Origin of the sequence: Faecalibacterium sp. An77, from assembly GCF_002161315.1 — a bacterium.
In the GTDB taxonomy this organism is placed as follows: Bacteria; Bacillota; Clostridia; order Oscillospirales; family Ruminococcaceae; genus Faecalibacterium.
On sequence record NZ_NFHK01000027.1, the window covers coordinates 1 to 24,009 of the forward strand.

Annotated in this window: 21 protein-coding genes and 2 pseudogenes; 21 read left to right on the forward strand and 2 right to left on the reverse strand. The window is 55.2% G+C overall.

Going from position 1 to position 24,009, the window contains the following annotated elements:
- A pseudogene (locus B5G28_RS14485) lies at positions 1-279 on the reverse strand (IS5/IS1182 family transposase); the annotation flags it as partial.
- Between the two features lie 231 nt (positions 280-510).
- Here B5G28_RS14485 and B5G28_RS09465 point away from each other — a divergent pair.
- The 18 genes and pseudogenes from B5G28_RS09465 to B5G28_RS09565 all read left to right on the forward strand — a co-directional run bounded on the left by B5G28_RS09465 (position 511) and on the right by B5G28_RS09565 (position 16,974).
- Positions 511-1,884 (forward strand): ParB/RepB/Spo0J family partition protein, encoded by a 1,374-nt coding sequence (locus B5G28_RS09465; protein ID WP_242967555.1) that lies wholly within the window; start codon positions 511-513, stop codon positions 1,882-1,884.
- 307 nt (positions 1,885-2,191) lie between these two features.
- Positions 2,192-2,548 (forward strand): hypothetical protein, encoded by a 357-nt coding sequence (locus B5G28_RS09470; RefSeq protein WP_036744842.1) that lies wholly within the window; start codon positions 2,192-2,194, stop codon positions 2,546-2,548.
- Entirely contained in the window at positions 2,535-3,620 is a 1,086-nt protein-coding gene (locus B5G28_RS09475) for a DNA cytosine methyltransferase (protein WP_087248201.1), read from the forward strand. Before B5G28_RS09470 ends, B5G28_RS09475 begins: the two co-directional genes overlap by 14 nt.
- Positions 3,621-3,624: 4 nt before the next feature.
- Positions 3,625-4,338: an antirestriction protein ArdA gene (locus B5G28_RS09480; protein WP_087248203.1), complete on the forward strand. Its 714-nt coding sequence runs from the start codon at positions 3,625-3,627 to the stop codon at positions 4,336-4,338.
- A 14-nt stretch (positions 4,339-4,352) separates the two neighbouring features.
- Complete coding sequence (locus B5G28_RS09485) at positions 4,353-5,402, forward strand: hypothetical protein (protein ID WP_087248205.1); 1,050 nt, start codon at positions 4,353-4,355, stop codon at positions 5,400-5,402.
- Positions 5,403-5,493: 91 nt separating this feature from the next.
- A complete protein-coding gene (locus B5G28_RS09490; RefSeq protein ID WP_055154329.1) occupies positions 5,494-5,964 on the forward strand; it encodes a PcfB family protein in 471 nt (156 codons plus the stop codon).
- Entirely contained in the window at positions 5,961-7,787 is a 1,827-nt protein-coding gene (locus B5G28_RS09495; RefSeq protein WP_087248207.1) for a type IV secretory system conjugative DNA transfer family protein, read from the forward strand. Before B5G28_RS09490 ends, B5G28_RS09495 begins: the two co-directional genes overlap by 4 nt.
- A gap of 85 nt (positions 7,788-7,872) precedes the next feature.
- Positions 7,873-8,001 (forward strand): annotated as a pseudogene (locus B5G28_RS09500) (Maff2 family protein); the annotation flags it as partial.
- A 652-nt stretch (positions 8,002-8,653) separates the two neighbouring features.
- Positions 8,654-10,573, forward strand: coding sequence for a tetracycline resistance ribosomal protection protein Tet(W) (gene tet(W) / locus B5G28_RS09510; RefSeq protein WP_087248211.1), 1,920 nt, complete (start codon positions 8,654-8,656; stop codon positions 10,571-10,573).
- 50 nt (positions 10,574-10,623) lie between these two features.
- The gene (locus B5G28_RS09515; RefSeq protein WP_002586626.1) at positions 10,624-11,391 is read left to right on the forward strand and encodes a class I SAM-dependent methyltransferase; all 768 of its coding nucleotides are present in this window, start codon (positions 10,624-10,626) and stop codon (positions 11,389-11,391) included.
- Between the two features lie 171 nt (positions 11,392-11,562).
- Entirely contained in the window at positions 11,563-11,985 is a 423-nt protein-coding gene (locus B5G28_RS09525; protein WP_002586616.1) for a sigma-70 family RNA polymerase sigma factor, read from the forward strand.
- Positions 11,978-12,190, forward strand: coding sequence for a helix-turn-helix domain-containing protein (locus tag B5G28_RS09530; RefSeq protein ID WP_002586615.1), 213 nt, complete (start codon positions 11,978-11,980; stop codon positions 12,188-12,190). Before B5G28_RS09525 ends, B5G28_RS09530 begins: the two co-directional genes overlap by 8 nt.
- 497 nt (positions 12,191-12,687) lie before the next feature.
- Positions 12,688-13,086, forward strand: coding sequence for a plasmid mobilization relaxosome protein MobC (gene mobC / locus B5G28_RS09540; protein ID WP_002596229.1), 399 nt, complete (start codon positions 12,688-12,690; stop codon positions 13,084-13,086).
- Positions 13,058-14,683, forward strand: coding sequence for a relaxase/mobilization nuclease domain-containing protein (locus B5G28_RS09545; RefSeq protein ID WP_002596230.1), 1,626 nt, complete (start codon positions 13,058-13,060; stop codon positions 14,681-14,683). The genes mobC and B5G28_RS09545 overlap by 29 nt, the downstream gene beginning before the upstream one ends.
- Entirely contained in the window at positions 14,673-15,059 is a 387-nt protein-coding gene (locus B5G28_RS09550) for a cysteine-rich VLP domain-containing protein (protein WP_002596231.1), read from the forward strand. The genes B5G28_RS09545 and B5G28_RS09550 overlap by 11 nt, the downstream gene beginning before the upstream one ends.
- A 72-nt stretch (positions 15,060-15,131) precedes the next feature.
- Positions 15,132-15,926: a replication initiator protein A gene (locus B5G28_RS09555; protein ID WP_006356266.1), complete on the forward strand. Its 795-nt coding sequence runs from the start codon at positions 15,132-15,134 to the stop codon at positions 15,924-15,926.
- Positions 15,923-16,765, forward strand: a complete 843-nt coding sequence (locus B5G28_RS09560; RefSeq protein WP_002596233.1) for an ATP-binding protein — start codon at positions 15,923-15,925, stop codon at positions 16,763-16,765. Before B5G28_RS09555 ends, B5G28_RS09560 begins: the two co-directional genes overlap by 4 nt.
- A 14-nt stretch (positions 16,766-16,779) precedes the next feature.
- A complete protein-coding gene (locus B5G28_RS09565; RefSeq protein ID WP_002596234.1) occupies positions 16,780-16,974 on the forward strand; it encodes a transposon-encoded TnpW family protein in 195 nt (64 codons plus the stop codon).
- A 64-nt stretch (positions 16,975-17,038) separates the two neighbouring features.
- Here B5G28_RS09565 and B5G28_RS09570 read toward each other — a convergent pair whose 3' ends face one another.
- Positions 17,039-17,239 (reverse strand): hypothetical protein, encoded by a 201-nt coding sequence (locus B5G28_RS09570; protein WP_002596235.1) that lies wholly within the window; start codon positions 17,237-17,239, stop codon positions 17,039-17,041.
- 225 nt (positions 17,240-17,464) lie between these two features.
- Between B5G28_RS09570 and B5G28_RS09575 the strand changes: the two genes are divergently transcribed.
- The 3 genes from B5G28_RS09575 to B5G28_RS09585 all read left to right on the forward strand — a co-directional run bounded on the left by B5G28_RS09575 (position 17,465) and on the right by B5G28_RS09585 (position 23,833).
- Entirely contained in the window at positions 17,465-19,081 is a 1,617-nt protein-coding gene (locus B5G28_RS09575) for a recombinase family protein (protein WP_002596236.1), read from the forward strand.
- Positions 19,082-19,562: 481 nt separating this feature from the next.
- Entirely contained in the window at positions 19,563-21,908 is a 2,346-nt protein-coding gene (locus B5G28_RS09580) for a LuxR C-terminal-related transcriptional regulator (RefSeq protein WP_087248213.1), read from the forward strand.
- A gap of 221 nt (positions 21,909-22,129) precedes the next feature.
- Positions 22,130-23,833, forward strand: a complete 1,704-nt coding sequence (locus B5G28_RS09585) for a bacterial Ig-like domain-containing protein (RefSeq protein ID WP_087248215.1) — start codon at positions 22,130-22,132, stop codon at positions 23,831-23,833.
- Positions 23,834-24,009: the final 176 nt, after the last annotated feature.

The window sequence follows — 24,009 nt, forward strand, 5'->3', positions numbered from 1 at the left end:
CTGGTGGTTCAGATAACAGAAAGCGTTGGGTTTTCCTGGACGATTCATAAGTCCTGATTCCGGATCAGTGGTACTCTTAATAATAGTTTTGGTCTTTTCTGGATATGTGACAGCTTCATCCAGCAGACCTGCTTCCAGAGCTTCCCGGTCCAGCTTTTTCACATACTCAGAAGGCGTGTCTGGAACCTCGATAACTTCCCGTTTTTCCTTTGCCGCATTTGCAAGAATGTGTGTAGAATCTGTCAGCAGAAGCTTTCCTGATACCAGTCCAGCAGCCATACATTTGCGGACAACTTCGTCAAAAATATCTTGAAACAGGGTTGCAACGGTGTACAAAGGGAACATAATAAAAAACTTAATAATGGACTGCCAATCTTACACAAAGTACCGCCCAAACGAGACTACGGGCGGTATTTTTGTATCTTGGCGGAGAAAGGAGGAACTTCCCACGGGGCTTGACTGAAAAGTTGAACCCCTTTTTTTACGCCCAAAAACAGGAGGTAAGTGCTTATGGCAGATGATAAAACCACGAAAATGCCGGAGCAGCCGGTAACGGATACCGGCCCGGGCAAAGAAACTCCGCCCGAGCCGGAGAAAACGTCTATTCCCCCGGAGGCCGAAAAAAAGACGGAACAGCAGGCAAAGAGCCCGCAGGTGTCCGTCTATGACTTCGCTGAAATTATGAAAGGAAAGAAGGCCGAGGAACGAGCGGCAGCTTCCGGCGGAGAAAAGCCCGACCCGGCAAAAACGGAGAAACCGGAAAAGCAGCCGGAGGCTCCGAAAAAGGCCGAGGGAAAGCAGGAAAAGCCCAAAGAGCCCGAACAGCCGAAGCGCCGGGGCCGTCCTCCGAAAGAGGATAAGGACAAGGCCGCCGCTCCGAAGCCCAAAGCCCCCGCACAGAAAAAGCAGGAAAAGGCCCCCAAAGAGAAACCGGAGAAAAAAGCGGCTCCCACGGTGCAGGCCGCTCCTGCTCCGAAGGAACCCGAGGGACCGAAAGAGGCTCCCCGCCGTGGCGAGGAACAGATCGTATATATCAAGCTGAACGAGCTCCACGCCTTCAAAAACCATCCCTTTGAGGTCCGGGACGATGAAGAAATGCGGGCCATGGTGTCCAGCGTCAAGGACAAGGGCGTTACCCAGCCCGCTATCGTCCGTCCCCGTGAGGATGGCGGCTATGAGATCGTGTCCGGCCACCGCCGCCAGAAGGCCAGCGAGCTTGCCGGATATGCGGATATGCCCTGTATCGTCCGCAACCTGACGGACGATGAAGCCATCACGCAGATGGTGGAGGACAATCTGAACCAGCGCGAAGAAATCCTCCCCAGCGAGCGGGCCAAAGCTCTGAAAATGCAGCTTGAGGCCATCAAGCACCAGGGCTCCCGCACTTCGGGCCAGATTGACCCGAAGGATGCCGGCAAACGCTCCAACGAGATCGTGGCCGAGCGGAACAAGATGGCCGTTAAGCAGGTACAGCGGTATATCCGGCTGAATGAGCTGGTCCCCGACCTGATGAAGCTGATGGACGAGAAAAAGCTGGGCTTCACTACGGCGGTGGAGCTTTCCTACATCGGCAAGAAGAACCAGAACTATATCGCCGTCGCCATCGACAGCCAGCAGTCCTCGCCTTCGCAGGCGCAGGCAAAGCGTATGCGGGAGCTGGACGAAAAGAAGCTGCTCAACGGGGATGTGATCGACGGCATTATGATGGAGGACAAAAAGGAGGTAGACAAAGTGATTCTGACGGGTGCGGAACTGAGCAAATACTTCGGCAAGGAAACCACGCCGAGGGAAATGAAGAACCAGATCATCAAGCTGCTGGACGACTGGAAGGGCCAGCAGAAAGAACACGAAAAGCCGGAGAAGAAAACCGAGCCGGAAAAGTAAGCCGAAACTTCGGGTCAAGATGGCCCGAGGATTGCGGGGCGCTGCCCCGCGCCCCGAAGCTCTGGAGATATAAATTATTCCCCGTCGCCAGTTATTCCGTAGCATAGCCGGGAAAATCAGTCAAGGGCAACGCCGCCGCAGGCGGTGCCAGAGGCACCCTTGACGGATTTCTCCCGGTTATGCTTTTTCCCGGACAAGCGACGGGGATATAAATTCTCCAGAGCCGTCCCCCTTCCCGGGGGAAGGGGCGGAGGGGTTGGGCGAAACCTTGCTTTCCACAAATCAGAAAGAAATGGAGGTTGAACCAATGAAACGACCTTTGGCCTATCTGACCGCCGCATGGAGCGGTGAGCCGGATATTGATATGGAGCTGGCAGCCCACTACTGCCGTCTTGCCTATGAGGCGGGCTTTTCCCCCATCTGCCCGCTTTTGTATCTTCCGCTGTTCTTGAATGACAGCGTTCCCGAGGAACATAAGGCCGGGATTGATATGCGCCGGGATATGCTGCGGCGCTCCCATACCCTGATCGTCTGCGGCGGTGCGGTGGACGAGGATGTGAAAAACGATATTGCGGTTGCCGGGCGGCTGGGTATCGCAGCTACTACGCTGGACGGGGTTCTTGCCGTGAAGGGACACGGCGGCCCGGGCCATGCCGGACATTAAGCTGGGGAGCCTTTTTGACGGGATAGGCGTTTTCCCTCTGGCGGCCTCCCGCTGCGGTATCCGTCCGGTGTGGGCCAGCGAGATTGAAAAAGCACCGATCTCCATAACCAAAAGGCACTTTCCCGATATGGCGCACTTGGGGGACATTACGAAGGTGGACGGCGGGAAAATCCCGCCTGTCCATGTGATAACCTTCGGCTCTCCCTGTCAGAACTTTTCTCTGATCGGCAACCGCTCCGGCCTTGCCGGGGCAAAATCCAGCCTGTTTTATCAGGCGTTTCGTATCATACAGGAAATGAGGGATGCCACTGATAACCTATATCCAGCTATCGCTGTTTGGGAAAACGTCATGGGAGCGTTTTCTACAAATGACCGGATGGATTTTAGAGCCGTCCTATCCGCCTTCTCGGACACCGAAGTTCCAATGCCTCCTTCTGGAAGATGGGGAAACGCCGGAATGGTGCGAGGGGGAACGCCTGATGTGTGCTGGCGGCTCATGGACGCCCAGTATTGGGCAGGCTCCCGAAGGCTGGCGCGAAGGCAGCGAATTTTCATCGTGGCGGATTTTAGAGGCAAACGTGCCGCCGACATACTATTTAAGCCCCGTCCAATGCTCCCACTTCCTCCGCCTTGCCGAGAGGGCGGGCGGACCGCCGCCGAAGGAGATCGAACATCTTCTTTTGAAACAGGGCGGCAAATACCAGTCATCCACCCCTTTCAATGCTTCCGTATGCGGGGAGCGGCAAAAAGGCAGGAAGAAACCGCCTTCCGAAACAGCTTCGGATTACCAACTGACCCTTTTCCCACTCTTTTAGCCAGCGACGTGACGCCCTTCGCCTTTTGGTACGAGGGCGACCCGGACGGCGGCTGTATCCGCTTCTTGACGGAAACGGAAAGTGAGCGGCTGATGGGGCTGCCGGAGGGCTGGACAAAGTACGGGGCGGACGGCGAGGAAATCCGGCCTCTGCAACGCTACAAGGCGCTGGGAAATGCGATTGCTCTCCCTTGCGCCGATTACATCATGGCCGGGATTTATGAAGTGCTGGCAGACAGGGACGGAAAGGAGGATTGAGCCCATGTTTGAAGCCTATATAACCAACACGGCCCTGTACCCCATGATGGGGATTGAAGTGGGAACAACGGTACATTTTCCCACGACCACACAGGAGGTACAGGCTGCCCTTGCCAAAATCGGGATAGACGGAAAGCGGTACAGCGAAGTGTTTATTACCAGCTTTGACAGCGATGTGCTGGGACTGTACGACTATCTGGACGAGTACGAGAACATCGACGAGCTGAACGAGCTGGGCCATGCCCTGCTGGAAGTACGGGACAAGGGCGGATTGGAAACCTTTGAGGCCGCTCTTGTCTTGGGAAAACACACGGGCAGCGTGAAGGACCTAATCAACCTGACGCAGAACCTTGACCTCTACCGCTTTTACCCGGATATTTCCGATGATGAAGGGCTGGGCCATCTGTACGCCGACGAGCTGGGGACCATCGACATACCGGAGCACATTCAAGGCTACTTCGATTATGAGGCATACGGACGGGATATGCGTATCAACGAGGGCGGCGTATTCGCTCCCGGCGGCTATGTGGCGGCGGACCCGGTGGGCTTTAAGGAGCATTACCACGGGACGCAGGACATACCGCCGGAACACCGGGTATTTGCCTATCCCGAAAAGGCCGAGCCCGTCCATTCCATTCTCGGCGCACTCAAACGGTTTCAAGAGGCCCCGCCCGCTCCGCAAAAGGGCAAGGCGGGGCCTTCCCATGAGGAACGGTAAGACTTCGGGCCAACATGACCCGAAGCATGAAGGAGGTGCATACCATCAACTATTACCCCATCAATGAAGGGGCCGCCCGCCGGGCAAAGGAAATGAACAGCTTTTCCGACTACAAGGAAGGGAGCGCAACGGCGGAATACCGGGCAATGGTAGACAAGGCCGCAGCCATAGCCGAACAGCAAAAATCCCGGGTGGACCCCATGTACCATGAGAAGATCGACCATCTGTTAGACACCTACGCCCGCAAGCTGGCCGAAAACATGAACCAGGGCTTTGCCATTGACGCGAGGGTTCCCTCTGTGCTGATCGCCGGGCCTTCCAATTTCCCGGTGGGAAAGAAAGAAAAACAGAACCGGGCGCGGGACAGCAACATGGAGGAATGGCGGCATATTCAAGGGCTGCTGGATAAGATACGCAGCACCGGCATGGGCGGTATCAGCGCCGATGACCCGGCGGCCATTGAAAAGCTCCAGAAAAAGCTGGACGGGCTGGAACGCTCCCAGCTCATTATGAAGGAGGTCAACGCTTATTACCGCAAGCATGGCAAGCTGGACGGCTGTGCGCTGCTGTCGCCTGACCAGATCGAAAAGCTGAAAGCCAGCATGGCGTCAAGCTGGCGGAGCGACCCGAGGCCCTTTGAAAGCTACCAGCTTACCAACAACAACGCAGAGATCCGCCGGGTAAAGGCCCGTATCGAACAGCTTTCCAAACAGGCGCAGCGAGAGTTTTCCGGCTGGGAGTTTGACGGGGGCCGTGTGGAAATGAACCGGGAGGACAACCGCTTGCAGGTGTTCTTTGACGGAAAGCCTGACGCGGACACCCGGGCCGAGCTGAAAAGCAACGGCTTTCGCTGGGCTCCCAGCGTGGGCGCATGGCAGCGGCAGCTCACGGACAACGCCATCCGGGCGGCTGACCGTCTGGAATGTATCAAGCCGCTGTCCGGCGAAAAACCCTCCCAGCTTCAAAAGAAGCCCTCCATCTTGCAGACCATGCGGGAACAGGGCGAAAAAGTCCAGACGGAGCCGGAAAAGAAAGCTCCGTCCGGCAGGGATGCCGAGCGGTAAGCCTCGGGCCACATTGGCCCGAGGTTTTCTGTTGCCCCGGAGTGTACGGGGGCCTCCCGTCTACCGGGAGTCCTGACGGAAAGGAGGTTTTATGCAGGAAGAAGTAAACCAGAAAACAGTTGCCCTTTCGATCAAGACGGCAAAGCTGACGGGAAAAGTGCTGGCTGCCGCTCTTGGCAAGGTGGTTCGGGCGCTGCAAAAGCACCACCGGAAGGCGCTGACCCCGCAGGGCCGCCAGAGCGTGAAGAAGCTGATGAACCACTACGGCGGCAAAAACGCCATGCAGTATGTGGGTGCGCCGAAGGATTTTGACCGGATAGCGAAGGAGTTCCATGTGGACTACGCTTTCCATAAAGTGAGCCCCGGCCATTACCTGCTGTTTTTCAAAGCCAATCAGGCGGACGCCATCACGGCGGCCTTCCAGAAATACAGTACAAAGGTGCTGAACAAAGACCAGGACAAGGCTTCTATCCTCGGCCAGCTCCGCAAGCTCACGGAGCAGATCAGGACAAAGCCGAAGGAGAAGCAGCGGACCAGAGAGGCGGTGAAGGACGGGCGTTGAGTGACAAGATCAGAAAATATGTGCTCCCCAACCTGCCGTACCTCTTTGTGTTCTGGTTTTTTTCCAAAATCGGGACGGCCTACCGTATCGCGCCCGGCGCAGACTTCGGGACAAAGCTCATGGGGATGCTCGACACCTTCCCCAAAGCCTTTGAAACCTACTGGCCGGGACTGGGTGGCATTGACCTGCTGGTGGGCCTCGCCGGTGCGGCTGGGGTGTATCTGCTGATACAGTCCAAAATCAAGCAGGCAAAGAAATTCCGGCGGGATGCGGAGTACGGCACCGCCCGCTGGGGAACAAAGGAGGATATAAAGCCGTTTGTAGACCCCAAATTTCAGAACAATGTTATTCTCACCGGGACGGAGTTTCTTACCATGAACACCCGCCCGAAGATACCCGCCAACGCCCGCAACCTGAACGCCTGCGTCATCGGCTCGTCCGGTTCGGGCAAGACAAGGTTCTGGCTGACCCCACAGCTCCTTCAAGCCCATTCCTCGTATGTGGTGGTGGACCCGAAGGGCGGCACCCTCGACCAATGCGGGCGGTTCCTGCAACGGGAGAAATATAAGGTGCGGGTGTTCAATAGTATCGACTTCTCCAAATCCATGCACTACAATCCGCTGGCCTACATCAAAACGGAAAGCGACGTGCTGAAATTCGTCACCGCCCTGATCGCCAACACCAAAGGCGACGGCAAGGAGGGCGACGAGTTCTGGACCAAAGCCGAAACCCTTTTGTACTGCGCCCTTGTGGCCTACATCGTGTTTGAGGGGCCGGAGGAAGAACGCAACATGAATACGCTGGTGGAAATGATAAACAGCATGGAAGTCCGGGAGGATGACGAAACCTTCAAAAATGCGGTGGACTATATGTTTGACGGACTGGAGCGCCGGAGTCCCCAGCACTTTGCTGTGAGGCAGTATAAGAAGTACAAGCTGGCAAGCGGCAAGACAGCTAAGAGCATACTGATTAGCTGCGGAGCCAGACTTGCCCCCTTTGACATTCCCCAGCTTCGGGAGATCATGTCCTATGACGAGCTGGAGCTTGACCGGCTGGGGGATGAAAAATCGGCGCTGTTTTTCCTTATCAGCGATACGGACACCACCTATAACTTTCTTGTGGCCCTCGCTTTCTCGCAGATGTTCAACCTTCTGTGTGAACGGGCCGACAACACCTACGGCGGACGCCTGCCCCATCATGTACGGGTGCTGTGGGACGAGGCGGCCAATACGGGACAGGTGCCGGGGCTGGAAAAAATCGTTGCCGTTATCCGTTCCCGGGAGATCAGCCTGACGCTCTTTTATCAGGCTATGAGCCAATGCAAGGCGCTGTACAAGGACCATTCCGAAACCATCATGGGAAACATGGACAGTATCGTGTTCCTCGGAGGCCGTGAGGCTTCCACCCTAAAGGATATTTCGGAAGAAAACTGGCTGGGCAAGGCCACTATCTCCATGCAGACCGAAGGCCGCAGCCGGGGACAGTCCGAGAGTTACAGCCAGAATATGCAGCGGCTTGGCCGGGAGCTAATGACGACCAGCGAGATCACCACCATGCCGGGAGACAAGTGTATCTTGCAGCTTCGAGGGCTTCCGCCCTTCTTTTCTCCCAAATATGATTTGAAAAAGCACCCCAATTACAAGTACACAGCCGAGTTTGACAAAAAGAAAAACGCCTTCCACTTGGAAAGCCTGTTCCGCCACCGGCCATTGAGACTAAAGCCGGAGGACGAATACACGGTGTACGAGGTGGACGGCTCCGACACAGACGAAGAAGCTGACCTGTTGAATTTCGACGATCTGGACAGCGACGAGTTTGTGTAACTTCGGGCCATGATGGCCCGAAGCGCCGCCAATGTGGGCGGCTTTTTTTGTACCCAAAACCAACAAACAAAATGGAGGAACGTATATGGAATTTTTCAACTCTGCTATCGACATTCTCAAGATTCTGGTCATGGCGCTGGGCGCTGGTCTGGCGGTGTGGGGCGTCATCAATCTGCTGGAAGGTTACGGCTCGGATAACCCCGGCGCAAATGCTCATGTACGGTAAGGAAGCAAGCAACCGAAAACAAGAGATAGACCGCCAGCACTACACTATTCCGAACCAAAGACCAAAAGATAAGCATTGTGGGAAAATCTAAACTTTTGGATTTTCCTACAATGCCAACTACGGCGGAATCCCTCCCACTCCTTATATCTTTCTGTATACATTGAATTTGTATTTAGTAAAATGCAGACAACACCACGGATCGGCTTTTGGTTGGACAATTCCAACCAAACACCACAGCAGACAGCAGAAAACATTCTGAACGCTAGGAAGCCGGTATGATTGTTACATATAAGGGGAAGAAAAATTTCTTTTAGGTACTTGCTTTCCTAAAACTGATGTGATACAATGATTTAATCCAGAAAAGGAGTAAAAAATATGCGGCAAGGTATTCTTAAATAAAACTATAATCAAATAGTGGGAACAAAGGATTATGATAGCTCCTTTTGTAGGGGCTTAGTTTTTTGTACCCAATTTAAGAATACTTTTGCCTTATCAATTTTGACATATCCCCAAAAACAGCAATCACAAACAGGTGTATGCTGTATATGTGTATGTCCGCAACTTATAATCCCCAGTGGTAAAAGTATTTTACTGCTGGGGATTTTTATGCCCTTTGGGGCTGTAAAGGGAGGACAATCACATGAAAATAATCAATATTGGAATTCTTGCCCATGTAGACGCTGGAAAGACGACCTTGACGGAGAGCCTGCTATATGCCAGCGGAGCCATTTCAGAACCGGGGAGCGTCGAAAAAGGGACAACGAGGACGGACACCATGTTTTTGGAGCGGCAGCGTGGGATTACCATTCAAGCGGCAGTCACTTCCTTCCAGTGGCACAGATGTAAAGTTAACATTGTGGATACGCCCGGCCACATGGATTTTTTGGCGGAGGTGTACCGCTCTTTGGCTGTTTTAGATGGGGCCATCTTGGTGATCTCCGCTAAAGATGGCGTGCAGGCCCAGACCCGTATTCTGTTCCATGCCCTGCGGAAAATGAACATTCCCACCGTTATCTTTATCAACAAGATCGACCAGGCTGGCGTTGATTTGCAGAGCGTGGTTCAGTCTGTTCGGGATAAGCTCTCCGCCGATATTATCATCAAGCAGACGGTGTCGCTGTCCCCGGAAATAGTCCTGGAGGAAAATACCGACATAGAAGCATGGGATGCGGTCATCGAAAATAACGATGAATTATTGGAAAAGTATATCGCAGGAGAACCAATCAGCCGGGAAAAACTTGCGCGGGAGGAACAGCAGCGGGTTCAAGACGCCTCCCTGTTCCCAGTCTATCATGGCAGCGCCAAAAATGGCCTTGGCATTCAACCGTTGATGGATGCGGTGACAGGGCTGTTCCAACCGATTGGGGAACAGGGGGGCGCCGCCCTATGCGGCAGCGTTTTCAAGGTTGAGTACACCGATTGCGGCCAGCGGCGTGTCTATCTACGGTTATACAGCGGAACGCTGCGCCTGCGGGATACGGTGGCCCTGGCCGGGAGAGAAAAGCTGAAAATCACAGAGATGCGTATTCCATCCAAAGGGGAAATTGTTCGGACAGACACCGCTTATCAGGGTGAAATTGTTATCCTTCCCAGCGACAGCGTGAGGTTAAACGATGTATTAGGGGACCAAACCCGGCTCCCTCGTAAAAGGTGGCGCGAGGACCCCCTCCCCATGCTGCGGACGACGATTGCGCCGAAAACGGCAGCGCAAAGAGAACGGCTGCTGGACGCTCTTACGCAACTTGCGGATACTGACCCGCTTTTGCGTTGCGAAGTGGATTCCATCACCCATGAGATCATTCTTTCTTTTTTGGGCCGGGTGCAGTTGGAGGTTGTTTCCGCTTTGCTGTCGGAAAAATACAAGCTTGAAACAGTGGTAAAGGAACCCTCCGTCATTTATATGGAGCGGCCGCTCAAAGCAGCCAGCCACACCATCCATATCGAGGTGCCGCCCAACCCGTTTTGGGCATCCATAGGACTGTCTGTTACACCACTCTCGCTTGGCTCCGGTGTACAATACGAGAGCCGGGTTTCGCTGGGATACTTGAACCAGAGTTTTCAAAACGCTGTCAGGGATGGTATCCGTTACGGGCTGGAGCAGGGCTTGTTCGGCTGGAACGTAACGGACTGTAAGATTTGCTTTGAATACGGGCTTTATTACAGTCCGGTCAGCACGCCGGCGGACTTCCGCTCATTGGCCCCGATTGTATTGGAACAGGCATTGAAGGAATCGGGGACGCAGCTGCTGGAACCTTATCTCTCCTTCATCCTCTATGCGCCCCGGGAATACCTTTCCAGGGCTTATCATGATGCACCGAAATACTGTGCCACCATCGAAACGGCCCAGGTAAAAAAGGATGAAGTTGTCTTTACTGGCGAGATTCCCGCCCGCTGTATACAGGCATACCGTACTGATCTGGCCTTTTACACCAACGGGCGGAGCGTATGCCTTACAGAGCTGAAAGGATATCAGGCCGCTGTCGGTCAGCCGGTCATCCAGCCCCGCCGTCCAAACAGCCGCCTGGACAAGGTGCGCCATATGTTTCAGAAGGTAATGTAAAGATACATAATCGTCAAGACGGCAACAATCAGAAGTTATGGAGGGTAACAATGGAATATAGTAAGGAAGATTTAATGGAAGCAAAAAAGCAAATTTGGGGAGTGGGAGAGAACATGGGAACAGAGGAAAGTAAAAAAATCTGGGAGGAGAACGCACAATTTTGGGATAATGCAATGGGTGACGAATCTAATGAATTTCACAGAGAGGTAGTGCGTCCCAAAGTAACGGAACTTCTATCTCCTAATCCTGCGGATTACATTTTGGATATTGCGTGTGGCAATGGAAATTATTCTTCGTATCTTGCACAAAGAGGCGCTTCGGTTGTCGCTTTTGATTACAGCAAAAAAATGATAGAATTGGCTAAAAGACGGCAATCACAATATGCAAAACAAATTGAATTTTGTGTGGCGGATGCGACCGATAGAAAAAGTATATTAGAATTAAAAAGAAATCGAGCCTTTACGAAAGCAGTTTCTAATATGGCAATTATGGATATTACGGATATTGAACCACTTCTTATGGCTGTTTATGAACTGTTGCAGGAAAGCGGAATTTTTGTCTTTGCAACGCAACACCCTTGTTTTGTCACGTTGACTGAAAAATATATGACACCGCACAGTTACTATGATATAGCGATTGAAGGGCAACCGAAAGAGCAGATTTATTATCATCGTTCCATACAAGATATTTTTAACCTTTGTTTTAGAGCTGGATTTGTCATTGATGGATTTTATGAAGAATGTTTTAAAACCAACAAAGAAATTCCTATGGTAATGATAGTAAGGCTTAAGAAGGTAAAACGTGATAGCTTAAAATAAATTCAAGTTTGTCGGGTAAATAGCAAACCCAGCCGAGCCAGTCAACGGTCAAGATGAACGGCGCATATGCGCAGCCGTTGACAGCCCCGCCCGCCTTTGCTGGTAGGCAATCAAGGGGCGACAGCAAGAAGTGCCACCGCCCCGCACTATTATTCAGAAAGGGGAATTTCCATGACCGACCAGATAGCCTATCAAGAATATATCCAGCGCAGGTACAACGCCTTTTGCAAGACTGTTATCCGCTGTGCCGCCTTGGACAAGATTTTGAAGCTTAAACGGCAATGGGAACGGCAAGTTTCCCTTGACTATCTGATGAACGAGAAGTTTGTCCAGTTTGCCGCGTCGGAGCCGGACGAGGAATACCCATTTACCGTCTGCGGTCAGACCGTCCTGCTCTGCAACGCCGCCCTTGCCGACGCGATCTCTGTTTTGCCGGAGCAGACGCGGGAAGAAATCCTGCGCTATTACTTTCTGCGCCAGCCGCAGCGCGTGATCGGCGCGTGTATTGGCCGGTCACGCAGCACAGCGGGGCGGCATATCCAGCTTGCCTTGCAGCGGCTACGCGAAGAAATGGGGGTGAGCCGGTATGAGTAGACTTCTCCCCTATGAAACAATCCTCAAAGCCCGTGAGGGCGACCCAGAAGCCGTGAACGCTGTCCTGCTCCACTACGCCGGATATATCCGCTATTTCTCAAAAGTGAACGGGCAGGTCAACGCCGAGGTGGAGGACTATGTAAAGCAGCGGTTAATTGACTGTCAATTCAAGTTCCGGCTTGACGAACCACCGGACAAGTCATAAAAACTGAATACCAGCCGCCACCGACGCGGCCAGCGAAAGCAGTAAGTCTTGAAAAAGATTTACTGCTTTTTTTGTTGTCCGGCTCCGCTCCCGGCCATTTTGCCCCCTGCCGGTTGTAGTAGTAAGCGAGGAGGGAATTTTTCTGCCCTGGTGTTTGGCATTTGGAGCATTTACCCGTAGTAGAGGGCAAAGAGAAAGGATTTCTCCAACACCGGGTAGAAACCACTGCGTCCGGTGTCATTTTAGCGAAAGCGGGCAGGAATGCCCTTTACAGGATTAGTAGTAGCAGAAAAAGAGAAACAAACTTTTGTGGTTGCAGTTTTCCAAAAAAGTGGCGGACGGAAGTGAGAGAAAGTTTGCAGTCACGGAGAGCAAGTTTCTACCACGGTGCCAAAATCCGCAATTCTGCAGTTTTGCCCCTCGCGGGAAACTTGTTGGGGAGTGCCTTCCCCAAACCCTGCTCATGCGCCCTTACGGGCGAGAAAGGAGGTCACACCATGCGAAAGAAATACAACACGCCCCACCGCAGCCGCGTTGTGAAAACCCGGCTGTCCGAAGATGAGTATGCCGACTTCACAGCGCGGCTTGCGCCCTATGGTATCAGCCAGTCCGAATTTCTCCGGCAGGCGATACGGCGGGCGACCATACGCCCGGTTGTCCATGTGTCGTCGGTCAATGACGAGTTGCTTTCCGCTGTCGGGAAGCTGACAGCCGAGTACGGCAGGATCGGCGGCAACCTCAATCAGATTGCCCGGTATCTGAACGAATACGGCGTACCCTACAACACCCTTTCCGGCGAGGTACGCGCCGCCATATCCGACCTTGCCGTCCTCAAGTATGAAGTCCTCAAGAAAGTAGGTGACGCGGTTGGCAACACTCAAGCATATCAACTCTAAAAACGCCGACTACGGAGCCGCCGAGCAATATCTTCTCTTTGAGCATGACGAGTTTACCATGAAGCCCGTCCTTGATGAAACCGGCAGGCTTATCCCCCGCGAGGACTACCGGCTGTCCACGCTGAACTGCGACGGGGAGGATTTTGCCGTTGCGTGTATGCGGGCCAATCTCCGCTATCAGAAAAACCAGCGGCGGGAAGATGTGAAAAGCCACCACTACATCATCAGCTTTGACCCGCGGGACGGGCCGGACAACGGCCTGACCGTAGACCGGGCGCAGGCGTTGGGGGAACAATTCTGTAAAGAGCATTTTCCCGGCCACCAGGCCCTTGTCTGCACCCACCCGGACGGGCATAACCACAGCGGCAACATTCATGTGCATATCGTCATAAACAGCCTGCGGATTGAGGAAGTGCCGTTCCTGCCCTACATGGACAGGCCGGCCGATACGAAAGTCGGCTGCAAGCACCGATGTACCGACGCTGCCCTGCGCTACTTCAAATCCGAAGTCATGGAGATGTGCCACCGGGAGGGGCTTTATCAAATCGACCTCTTGAACGGCAGCAAGAACCGCGTCACCGACCGGGAGTATTGGGCGCAGAAAAAGGGACAGGCCGCGCTGGACAAGCAGAACGCCCCCATGATTGCCGATAGTATCACGCCCCGGCAGACCAAGTTTGAAACGAACAAGGAGAAGCTGCGGCAGACCCTACGGAAAGCCCTTGCCACCGCCGCCAGCTTTGACGAGTTTTCCTCTCTGTTGCTGCAGGAGGGTGTGACCGTCAAGGAGAGCCGGGGGCGGCTTTCCTACCTCACGCCGGACAGGACAAAGCCAATTACCGCCCGGAAGCTGGGCGACGATTTTGACCGCGCCGCTGTCTTTGCCGTTTTAGAGCAAAACGCCGCCAGAGCAGCCGAAGCGCCAGCCAGATCCCCCGATCCCCCACGCACCATAAAAGACCGCTTGCAGGTTGCCAGAGCCGAGATAGCCGCCCCGAAACAGGACGGAGTGCAGCGGCTTGTGGACATTGAGCAGAAAATGGCCGAGGGCAAAGGCCGGGGCTATGAACGCTGGGCGAAGATACACAATCTGAAGCAGGCCGCCAAAACGCTGTCCGTCTACCAGCAATACGGCTTTACTTCCCCGGAGCAGTTAGAAGCCGCCGTTGACACCGCCTATCAGAAAATGCGCCAGACCAGCGGCGAACTGAAAGCACTGGAAACGAAGCTGCAAGGGAAAAAGAAGTTGCAGCGGCAGGTGTTGGCCTACGCCCAGACCAAGGCCGCCCGCGACGGGCTGCGGGCACAGAAATCCGAGAAAGCCCGCGCCGCATACCGGCAGGCCCATGAGAGCGATTTTATCATAGCCGACGCAGCAGCCCGGTATTTCAAGGCGCATGGCATTACCAAGCTGCCCGCCCGGAAAGCGTTGCAGGCCGAGATCGAGCAGCTTATCTCCGAGAAAGACGGCCTGTATAACACCTATCACGAACAGAAACAGCGGTTCAAGGAGTTGCAGACCGTCAAGCGGAACATCGACCAGATTTTGCGCCGGGACGAGCCGCACCGCAGAAAGGAGCAGAGCCATGAGCGATAACCTGCCCCACATGGACTACCGCCAGCACCGGCGGGCGCGGCGGCTGGTACATGAGTGCTGTAACTACGATGAGGGGAACTGCCTGCTATTGGACGACGGGGAGCCTTGCGTGTGCGTCCAGAGCATTTCCTTTTCCCTCATGTGCCACTGGTTCCGTGTGGCTGTCCTGCCCCTTGACGGGGAGCTGGCCGCAGCCCTCTTGTGCCGGGGAAGCCGGAAACGGTGTGCCGTCTGCGGGGCGGCCTTTGTCCCCAAATCCAACCGGGGAAAATACTGCCCCGACTGCGCCGGGCGCATGAAGAAAATCAAAGCCGCCGAGAGAAAGCGGAAACAAAGGCAGAGATGTCACGCTTTAGAGCCTTTCAAACCCGCATAAATCAAGGCTTTTTTCGTGGGTGTCAAAGGGTACGCGATACATTTATCCTTTTCCCCCGGAAACGGCGTTTTAATGCGTGACAATACGCCAAAATCAACCCGAACACAGGGAGGTGATCCTATCGCTGATTATATCAGGGCAGACACGCGGCTGCCCGCCTATCTGCCGTATCCCCGTTTCCTGCTGAAAATGGAGATTTCACAGACCGCCAAGCTGCTGTATTCGCTGCTGTTAGACCGTTCCACCCTCTCCCAGAAAAACAAGTGGCTGGACGACGAGGGCAGGATTTATATTATCTATCCCATCGCGGAGATAGCAGAAATACTGGATAAAGGCAGCACCACCATCAAGGGGGCGCTTAATGAACTGGACACGGCGGGGCTGTTGGAACGGGAACGGGGCGGCTTCTCCGCACCGAACCGGCTTTATGTCAAAGTACCGCCAGTGCCACAGGTACAGTTTTCAGACCAACTGATGGCCGGAAGTCCGCCCCTCATAGAGCCGGAAAACCGTCCTACTGATGGTCAGAAAACCGACCTTATGATGGTCGGAAAACCGTCCCCTAACCAAACTACTATAAACAACCTTACAGAGAGCCAAACAAAGGGAGTGAGTGGGGGGCCGTCCGCGCCCTATGGCCGATATGGAAATATTTTTCTGTCACAGACCGAATACGACGAGTTGCAGGCAGAGTACCCTGACAGGCTGGAACGGTTCATCGAGGAAATGAGCCGCTACCTTGCCGCCAACGGGAAAAGCTACCAGAACTATGCCGCCGCCCTGCGGATATGGGCGGGGAACGACAAAAAGGAAGCCCCTAAAAAGGGCATACCAGACTACTCATGCAAGGAGGGCGAGAGTTTATGAAGAATGAAATCAACGCGGTTTTGGAGAATATGACGACCACCATCCCGGAGCCGGAGGACTACACCGGCGAGGACGGTTTACTGTACTGCGGCAAGTGCCGCAAGCCGAAAGAAGCCTATTTTGCGCCGGATAAGGCCGCTATCTTCGGGCGCGACCGCCACCCGGCAGAGTGCGACTGCCAGAGAACCGCCCGCGAGGAACGGGAAGCCGCCGAAAAGCGGCGCAGACACCTTGACACCGTGGAAGAACTGAAACGCCGGGGCTTTACCGACCCCACCATGCGGGACTGGACTTTCGAGAACGACAACGGCAGGAACCCGCAGACCGGGCTTGCCCGCCGGTATGTGGAGCATTGGGAAGATATGCGGACAGACAATATCGGCTGCCTGTTCTGGGGCGGCGTAGGCACCGGCAAAAGCTACCTTGCAGGCTGTATCGCAAACGCCCTCATGGAGAAAGAAATCCCCGTCCGCATGACGAACTTTGCTCTTATCCTCAATGACCTTGCCGCCAGCTTTGAGGGGCGCAACGAGTACATTTCCCGCCTTTGTCGTTATCCGCTGCTGATCCTTGACGACTTCGGCATGGAACGCGGGACGGAATACGGGCTGGAACAGGTGTTCAATGTGATTGACAGCCGTTACCGCAGCGGCAAGCCGCTGATCGTCACGACCAACCTTACGCTGGACGACCTGCACAACCCGGAGGACACCGCCCATTCCCGGATTTATGACCGCCTGCTTTCCATGTGCGTCCCGGTACGCTTTACCGGCGACAACTTCCGGCAGGAAACCGCCAAGCGGAAAATGGAGAGCATGAAGAAACTGATTACCGACTGAAAGGAGTATTGCCTATGGCAGATAACAAGCAGCACGACACCCGCACCACCCGCCGCCCTGACTGTGTGACGGAAATCCGCATGGGCAATTCCGTCCTTGTCGTGTCCGGCTATTTCAAGAAAGACACCACAACCACAGCCGCCGACAAAATGGCGCGGGTACTGGAAGCGGAAGCCGCTGCTACACAGGAGCCGACTTATCCGGCGTGAACCGGGGCATGGAAAAGCGGCCATGCCAGGGAGCATGACCGCTGGAACGAAAATCGGAAGTGCTTTAGCAATTCTTAATCTCATTCTCTATAAAATAATTTGCAATTTCAAAGGCTTTTATTCTTCTCTTTGCCAATGTGATTTGTGATTTATAACGCTCGGAATTATCCTTTGATTCAAATGTTTTTACTGTTTCTCTTAGCTTGTGCAGAGTTGAATCAATTTGCCTTTTGGCCGCGGTTAATTCATCTATTGTATACTTCATGTTTTCTCCTTTAACTTCTGATTTTTTTGTTAAATCAGAGTATACCACGGAGTTATGAACTTTTCTACTGCAAATATGGGACGACAACCCATACCATAAAAATCGGAAAATTGAAAAGCTGTAAAGAAGCAAATTTAACGCTTTTGCCGCTGTACAGCCCCCGCCGTTCCGTGGTACAATGAAACCACGGAATAGTGGGGCTGGCTGTCGGAAACGGAGGATTTTATGTTAAGACAAGCCACCCAAAACCTCATTACCGCCCTTTATCCGAGATTGTCCCACGAGGATGAATTGCAAGGCGAGAGTAATTCCATATCGAACCAAAAAAGGATACTCGAAACCTACGCAAAACAGAACGGCTTTACCAATCTGCGCTGGTACACCGACGACGGTTTTTCCGGCGCGAACTTCCAGCGGCCCGGATTTCAAGCCATGCTTGCGGACATTGAAGCCGGGAAAGTGGGTACGGTCATCGTCAAGGACATGAGCCGGTTAGGGCGAAACTACTTGCAGGTAGGGTTTTACACGGAAATGCTGTTCCCTCAAAAGGGTGTGCGTTTTATCGCTGTCAACGATAATGTGGACAGTGCCAGCGAGGGCATGGACAACGATTTTACCCCGCTGCGAAATCTGTTCAATGAATGGCTGGTGAGAGATACGAGCAAGAAAATCAAGGCAGTGAAAAAGTCAAAAGGCATGAGCGGCAAGCCTGTTACCAGCAAGCCGGTTTACGGCTATGTGATGGACGAGGACGAGAATTTTATTATAGACGAGGAAGCCGCCCCGGTGGTGCAGCAGATTTACCAGCTTTGCCTTGCCGGGAACGGCCCGACCAAGATTGCCCGTATGCTGACGGAGCAGCAAATCCCCACGCCGGGGACGCTGGAATATCAGCGGACAGGCAGCACCCGCCGTTATCACCCAGGCTATGAGTGCAAATGGGCGACCAACACCGTCGTTCATATCCTCGAAAACCGAGAGTACACCGGATGTCTGGTGAACTTCAAAACGGAAAAGCCTTCTTATAAGGTCAAGCACAGCATAGAGAACCCCGTCGAGAAGCAGGCCATTTTCGAGAACCACCATGAGCCGATCATCGACAAGGAAACATGGGAACGGGTGCAGGAGTTACGCAAACAGCGCAAACGCCCGAACCGCTACGATGAAGTGGGGCTGTTCTCCGGGATTTTGTTCTGCGCCGACTGCGGCCATGTGCTGTATCAGCAGCGGTATCAGAACAAAGACCGCAAACAGGACTGCTACATCTGCGGCAGCTACAAGAAGCGCACCCGCAACTGTACGGCGCACTTTATCCGCACCGATCTGTTGACCGCTGGTGTCCTGGCAAATCTCCGGCAAGTGACCGAATACGCAGCCAAGCATGAGAGCCGGTTTGTGAAACTACTTGTCCAGCAGAACGAGATCGGCGGCAAGCGAAAGACCGCCGCAGCCATCAAGCAGCTTGAACAGGCGCAGGAACGCATTTCTGAAATCAGCCGCATTATCAAGCGGCTGTATGAGGACAATGTAAACGGCAAAATCAGCGATGAGCGTTTCATGGAACTGTCGGCTGACTACGAAGCCGAGCAAGCGGAGCTGAAAAAGAGAGCCGCCGCCCTGCAAGCCGAACTGGACAAGTCACAGGCAGCTACCGTCAACGCCGAGAAATTTATGGGCATTGTCCGCAAGCACCTTGCCTTTGAAGAACTGACCCCCACTCTCTTGCGGGAAATGATCGAGAAAATTGTGGTGCATGAGTGCAGCTATGATGAGAACGGCACCCGCAGGCAGGACATTGAGATTTATTACAGCTTTGTCGGCAAGATTGACTTGCCCGAATAACCGCCCGACCTATCCGACACAATGGCCAAGTGTCGGATAGGAACGGCAAAATTTTTTGCACTTCTATTGCTTCTTTATCACACATAAGCAAAGAGCCAGGGCATGAAGCACTTGATGGCCAAGTAGTTGTAATAAAATGAGAAAGGAAAAGCACAATCCAGACGGGGCGGCGAGTAAAATTTTCAGGGGAATTGATCTCCCGTCTGATTTTTGGAAGGGCTCGGGGGTTTACCTCCGGGTCCTCCTGGTCTGACTGTCGGGCTCAGCCCTACGCTGGGTTTGTGGGCAATTCCTGCATACATTTTTCAAAAAAGTCTGCTTTTCTGCGAATGTGCAGGACTGCTCCTTCTCACTCATACTTTCGGCTGATTTACAGCCCTTCGGGTTTGATGGTACAATAGTCTTGCTTTTAACAGGAACGCTTCTGCACCCAACTTGCAAAAATGGCCCTGCCGTTTGACAGGCCGATGAGGAATACAGGATGGAAACCTTTTTGACCGACGCCTTAAAAGAAAAATACAAGCAGCTGGCCGACCGCTGCCGGGCGGTGCTTTTCAGCGCGCCCTGCGGATTCGGCAAAAGCTGCGCCGCCCGGGCGCTGGCCGGGCCTGGCCGCACCGTGACCCTGTCGGCCCGGGAGCCGGGCTTCTCGCTGCCCAGCCTGAAAGAAAAGTGGAATACCCTGATCCTGGACGATCTGGAGGAGCTGGAGGACGAAGGCGCTCAGCAGGCGCTCTGCGGATTGCTGCGGAGCTGCCGCAGCCACCGGATCCTGCTGCTGAGCCGGGGCCCGCTGCCCGGGTGGCTTTTGCCGTTCCAGACGACGGGGGTTCTGGGGGTCCTGACGGCGCAGGATCTTTTGCTGGATCGGGGCACCGCGGACAAGCTTTTGCAGGCCCATGGGGTTTATCTCTCCGCCAGTGAGCTGGCCGCCATTCATAAGGAGACCAATGGCTATCCGCTGGCGCTGGAACTGCTGGCCCAGCACCTTGAGCGGGGCGAGGCCTTTGCCGCAGCCACCTCCGACGCCGTCCGCCAGGAAATTTTCTATTATTATGAAGAAGCAGTCTTTCGCCGGATGGAAAAAGCCACCCGCCGCCTTCTGATGGAGCTGTCCCTCTTTGAAACTGTCACCCCGGAGCTGGCCCGGATCGTCACGGGGGACCCCCACGCCAATGAGCGTCTGGTTGGCCTGCTTCGCCAGACCAGCATGATGCACCTGGAAAAGCTGGGCAATTACACCTTCTGGCCGATCTTCCGCCAGTTTCTGCGATGGGAGCTGGACCAGAAATACACCAGCGACCAGCGCTGCACCCTCTGTGACCGGGGAGCCCTCTACTATGAACTCAACGAGGATTACGGCTCTGCGCTGAAATTTTATACCCGTAGCGGGAACAAGGCCAAGGTGGCCGATCTGCTGGTCAAAAACGCCGGCCTCCATCCCGGGATGGGGCATTATCTCGAGATGGAACCCTATTACCGGGCCCTGCCCGAGGCCGAGGTGCGGAAGAACCCGGCCCTGATGCAGGCCATGAGTATGCTCTGCGCCATGGAGATGGATTTCGCCGGGTCGGAGCGGTGGTATGCCGCGCTGGAGGAATACCGGGCCGGAGCCGCAGGGGCCGATGCCCGGGAAGCCCGCAGCCGTCTGGCCTGGCTGGACATTGGCCTGCCCCAGCGGGAGGTGGAGGGGCTGACGGAGCTTTTTCCAAGGGTATTCACTCTGATCAAAAACCGGGAAATTTCCCTGCCGGCTTTCTCTGTCACCAGCACTCTGCCCAGCCTGATGAACGGCGGCAAGGATTTTTCCCCCTGGAGCAAACGGGACACCCTGCTGTACAAGACCCTCCGGCTGCCGGTGGAGGCCGCCCTGGGCAAAGACGGGGTGGGCCTGGCGGACTGCGCCCTGGCCGAGAGCTTGTTTGAAAAGGGCGAGGACGTCCGAAACCAGGCCATGAAGCTGCTGGCTATGCTGGAGCACATCCGGCGGGAGGGCACGCCCGACATGGAATTCGCAGTGGTGGGGCTGCTGGCCCGGGTGCAGATCGACGCCGGGCGGGCCCAGGACGCCCGGGAAAGCCTGCTGGACCTGCGGGAGCGGTTCATTCGACAGGAGCAGACCCGGTTCTTGCCCAACCTGGACGCTTTTGTCTGCCGCATTGACATGATGCAGGGCAATGACGCCGCCGTGGCCCTCTGGTATCGGGACAAAGCCCCCCGCAACCCCCAGTATCTCCAGACCCTCAAACGGTATCAGTATTTTACACAGGCCATGGCTCAGCTGGCCCTGGGGGACCCCCAGGGGGCCCAGGTCACCCTGGCCCCGCTGGAACCTTATTGTCAGCTCTGCCGGAGGCACATCGACGGCATCAGCCTGAACCTTCTGCGGGCGGTGGCGGAATACCGGCAGAACAGCCCCGACTGGAAACCCCGCCTGGCCGCCGCGCTGGACGCCGCCCGGGAGTTCGGCTTTGTGCGGACGGTCAGTCAGTATGGCGGGGCGGTGCTGCCCCTGCTGGAACATACCACCTGGGACGCCGACCCGTCTTTTCTGGCGCAGGTGGTGCGCAAAGCCCGGAGGCAGGGAGCTTATTACCCCCAGTTCCTCTCCCCGGCGCAGCAGATGGAGGCCCCTCTTTCCGAGACAGAGCGCCAGGTGCTGCAGCTGCTCTGCGCCGGGAAGAGCAACGCCGAGATCGGCCAGGCTCTGCACATCAAGCTGCCCACCGTCAAGACCCATGTCAGCCATGTTCTGAAAAAATTGCAGGTCTCCCGCCGAACCCAGGTCAGGGACGCGGCCCAGCGGCTGCATTTCATCGACCGCTGAACGCCCCGGGCGGCGCTGGATCGAAAACCGCAGAAAAAAGTCTTCCCTTGAAACGGCAAAAAACGGCGCAATACAGATTCTTTTTTGCGAAGTTTCCGATTTCTAATACTTTGGTATCATTGTCCCGCCCGGGGCGTTCTGTTATACTTGACCCATTCAGACAACTGCCCCGCGCCCCCGGCCCACGGGGGGCCGGGCGGCCCAACATAAGGAGGAAGGGTATGCAATTGAAAAAACTTCTGGCCCTGCTGCTGTCGGCAGCCCTGGCCCTCAGCCTGCTGGCGGGCTGCGGCGGCGAATCCGTCGCCCGGAGCCTGCTGGCCCTGCTGGACGGCCAGTACGCCAACGTCTCGGTGGAGATGGACCCCGACCTGGAAGCCGACCTGCGGCAGGCCATCCGCACCGCCGAATCCGAAAACGCCGGCGACGACGCTGCCGCCATCCGGGCGGCATTGGAAACCCTGCTGGGCTCCAAGGTCACGTTCCGCAAATTGGGGGAAGGCCAGCAGGGCGACACCGCCTTTGACCTGATTTTCTACGCAGGCTCCGACCCCGACAAGGCCGCCCAGGCCGCCTACAGCCAGTGGAACCCCATCCTCTCCAACGTCCCCGACGACGGCAAGTATGACACATCCCTTGCCATGGTGGAAACCAACAGCGGCGTCTGGATGCTGGTGAAGGCTACGGTGGAGAAGGCCGGGACGGTGGATAAGCCGGACAAGGACGATGAACCCGACCCTGTCACCCTCAAGAGCCTTACGGTGACCGGGCCCAGTACGACCAACTACGAAGTTGGAGACAAATTCGACCCCAACGTCCTTACCGTCACCGCCACCTATTCCAACGGCAGCACCAAAGCCATTGATCTAACCCAGTGCACCCTCAAAATCAATGACCAACTAGCCGAAAACTATCAATTCACCTCGACGGGCCAACATACCATCACGGTGAGCTTTGGGGGCCAGACGGCTACCGTTGACATAACTGTATCCGCCAACCCGCATGGATACTATGAGGACACCGACGGCACTTACTTTGTCACGGGCTCAAACGGCCTGCAAAAACTGTTTGACACTCCTGAAAGCGACGCTTTGAGTGCTAACATTATTCTGAAAACGGACCAGACCGTCACCGGCACCTTTGGTGATTTTTTAAATCCCTTTACGGGCACCCTGCAAAGTGAAGCTGGCAAGAAATATACCATCACCCTTTCCAGCAAGAGCGGGCAAACCAGAACCCTGGGCCTGTTTGATCAGGTTGGTAATAGTAGATATGGCGGCACCGTGAAAAACCTGAAGATTCTGCTGGCGGCCGACATCAGTTTCACAGGCGACACTCAAAACTGCTCCGGCGCTGTGGCGGGCACCAACTACGGCACCATCCAAAACTGTGACGTCGACCTGAACGGCTATTCCATCACCGATACATACGGGGACGGTACTGGCACCGGCGCCAGATGTGCTGTTGGCGGCATTGCGGGCGAGAATCAAGGCACAATCAGAGGCTGCAGCGTCAGCATGGGTGCCGGCAAGATCGCTGCCAAGTACTATTGTGGGAGCGGCGGCGCCGCCGCTGCCGGCGGCATTGCGGGCAGCAATACCCGCGGCTTCTTGATCGGCGACTTCGGCTTCACCGCCACCAACGGCACTGTCACCGACTGCACTGTCACTGGCAGCGGCACAATCACCGCCACCCTCACCGCCAGCAGCCCCGGTGAATACGCTACTAAGATCGCCGCTGCCGGCGGCCTGGTGGGCTACAACGACAGTGATGGTGCCGTGAGCGGCACCTACAGCGGCACCATCACCGCCCAATACAATGGTGGTGGGCCTGTCTCCGCAACCGACAACCCGATCGGCAACATCGGCGCCGGGAATAACTGTGCCTACGCCGGCACCAAGATCGGCTACCAGGTAACCAACTAACCCTCACCCCCTACCCGCCCGGGAGGGGGGTTGCGCCTGGGGCCCGGCCCGCTGCGCCGGCCCTTTGCGCCGGAAGAATCCAAAGAAACCGCGCCGGGGTTTCGTGGCACACGACTTTGGAACCAAAGTCTCGTGTGTGATACCTTTGTGCAGCAGACGGCAGCTGCGTGGGGCAG

Coding starts and splice junctions, on each gene's coding strand:
- B5G28_RS09465 (WP_242967555.1), top strand. CDS start 511: ATGGCAGATGATAAAACCACGAAAATGCCGGAGCAGCCGGTAACGGAT.
- B5G28_RS09470 (WP_036744842.1), top strand. CDS start 2,192: ATGAAACGACCTTTGGCCTATCTGACCGCCGCATGGAGCGGTGAGCCG.
- B5G28_RS09475 (WP_087248201.1), top strand. CDS start 2,535: ATGCCGGACATTAAGCTGGGGAGCCTTTTTGACGGGATAGGCGTTTTC.
- B5G28_RS09480 (WP_087248203.1), top strand. CDS start 3,625: ATGTTTGAAGCCTATATAACCAACACGGCCCTGTACCCCATGATGGGG.
- B5G28_RS09485 (WP_087248205.1), top strand. CDS start 4,353: ATGACCCGAAGCATGAAGGAGGTGCATACCATCAACTATTACCCCATC.
- B5G28_RS09490 (WP_055154329.1), top strand. CDS start 5,494: ATGCAGGAAGAAGTAAACCAGAAAACAGTTGCCCTTTCGATCAAGACG.
- B5G28_RS09515 (WP_002586626.1), top strand. CDS start 10,624: ATGGAATATAGTAAGGAAGATTTAATGGAAGCAAAAAAGCAAATTTGG.
- B5G28_RS09525 (WP_002586616.1), top strand. CDS start 11,563: ATGACCGACCAGATAGCCTATCAAGAATATATCCAGCGCAGGTACAAC.
- B5G28_RS09530 (WP_002586615.1), top strand. CDS start 11,978: ATGAGTAGACTTCTCCCCTATGAAACAATCCTCAAAGCCCGTGAGGGC.
- mobC (WP_002596229.1), top strand. CDS start 12,688: ATGCGAAAGAAATACAACACGCCCCACCGCAGCCGCGTTGTGAAAACC.
- B5G28_RS09550 (WP_002596231.1), top strand. CDS start 14,673: ATGAGCGATAACCTGCCCCACATGGACTACCGCCAGCACCGGCGGGCG.
- B5G28_RS09555 (WP_006356266.1), top strand. CDS start 15,132: ATGCGTGACAATACGCCAAAATCAACCCGAACACAGGGAGGTGATCCT.
- B5G28_RS09560 (WP_002596233.1), top strand. CDS start 15,923: ATGAAGAATGAAATCAACGCGGTTTTGGAGAATATGACGACCACCATC.
- B5G28_RS09565 (WP_002596234.1), top strand. CDS start 16,780: ATGGCAGATAACAAGCAGCACGACACCCGCACCACCCGCCGCCCTGAC.
- B5G28_RS09570 (WP_002596235.1), bottom strand. CDS start 17,239: ATGAAGTATACAATAGATGAATTAACCGCGGCCAAAAGGCAAATTGAT.
- B5G28_RS09575 (WP_002596236.1), top strand. CDS start 17,465: ATGTTAAGACAAGCCACCCAAAACCTCATTACCGCCCTTTATCCGAGA.
- B5G28_RS09580 (WP_087248213.1), top strand. CDS start 19,563: ATGGAAACCTTTTTGACCGACGCCTTAAAAGAAAAATACAAGCAGCTG.
- B5G28_RS09585 (WP_087248215.1), top strand. CDS start 22,130: ATGCAATTGAAAAAACTTCTGGCCCTGCTGCTGTCGGCAGCCCTGGCC.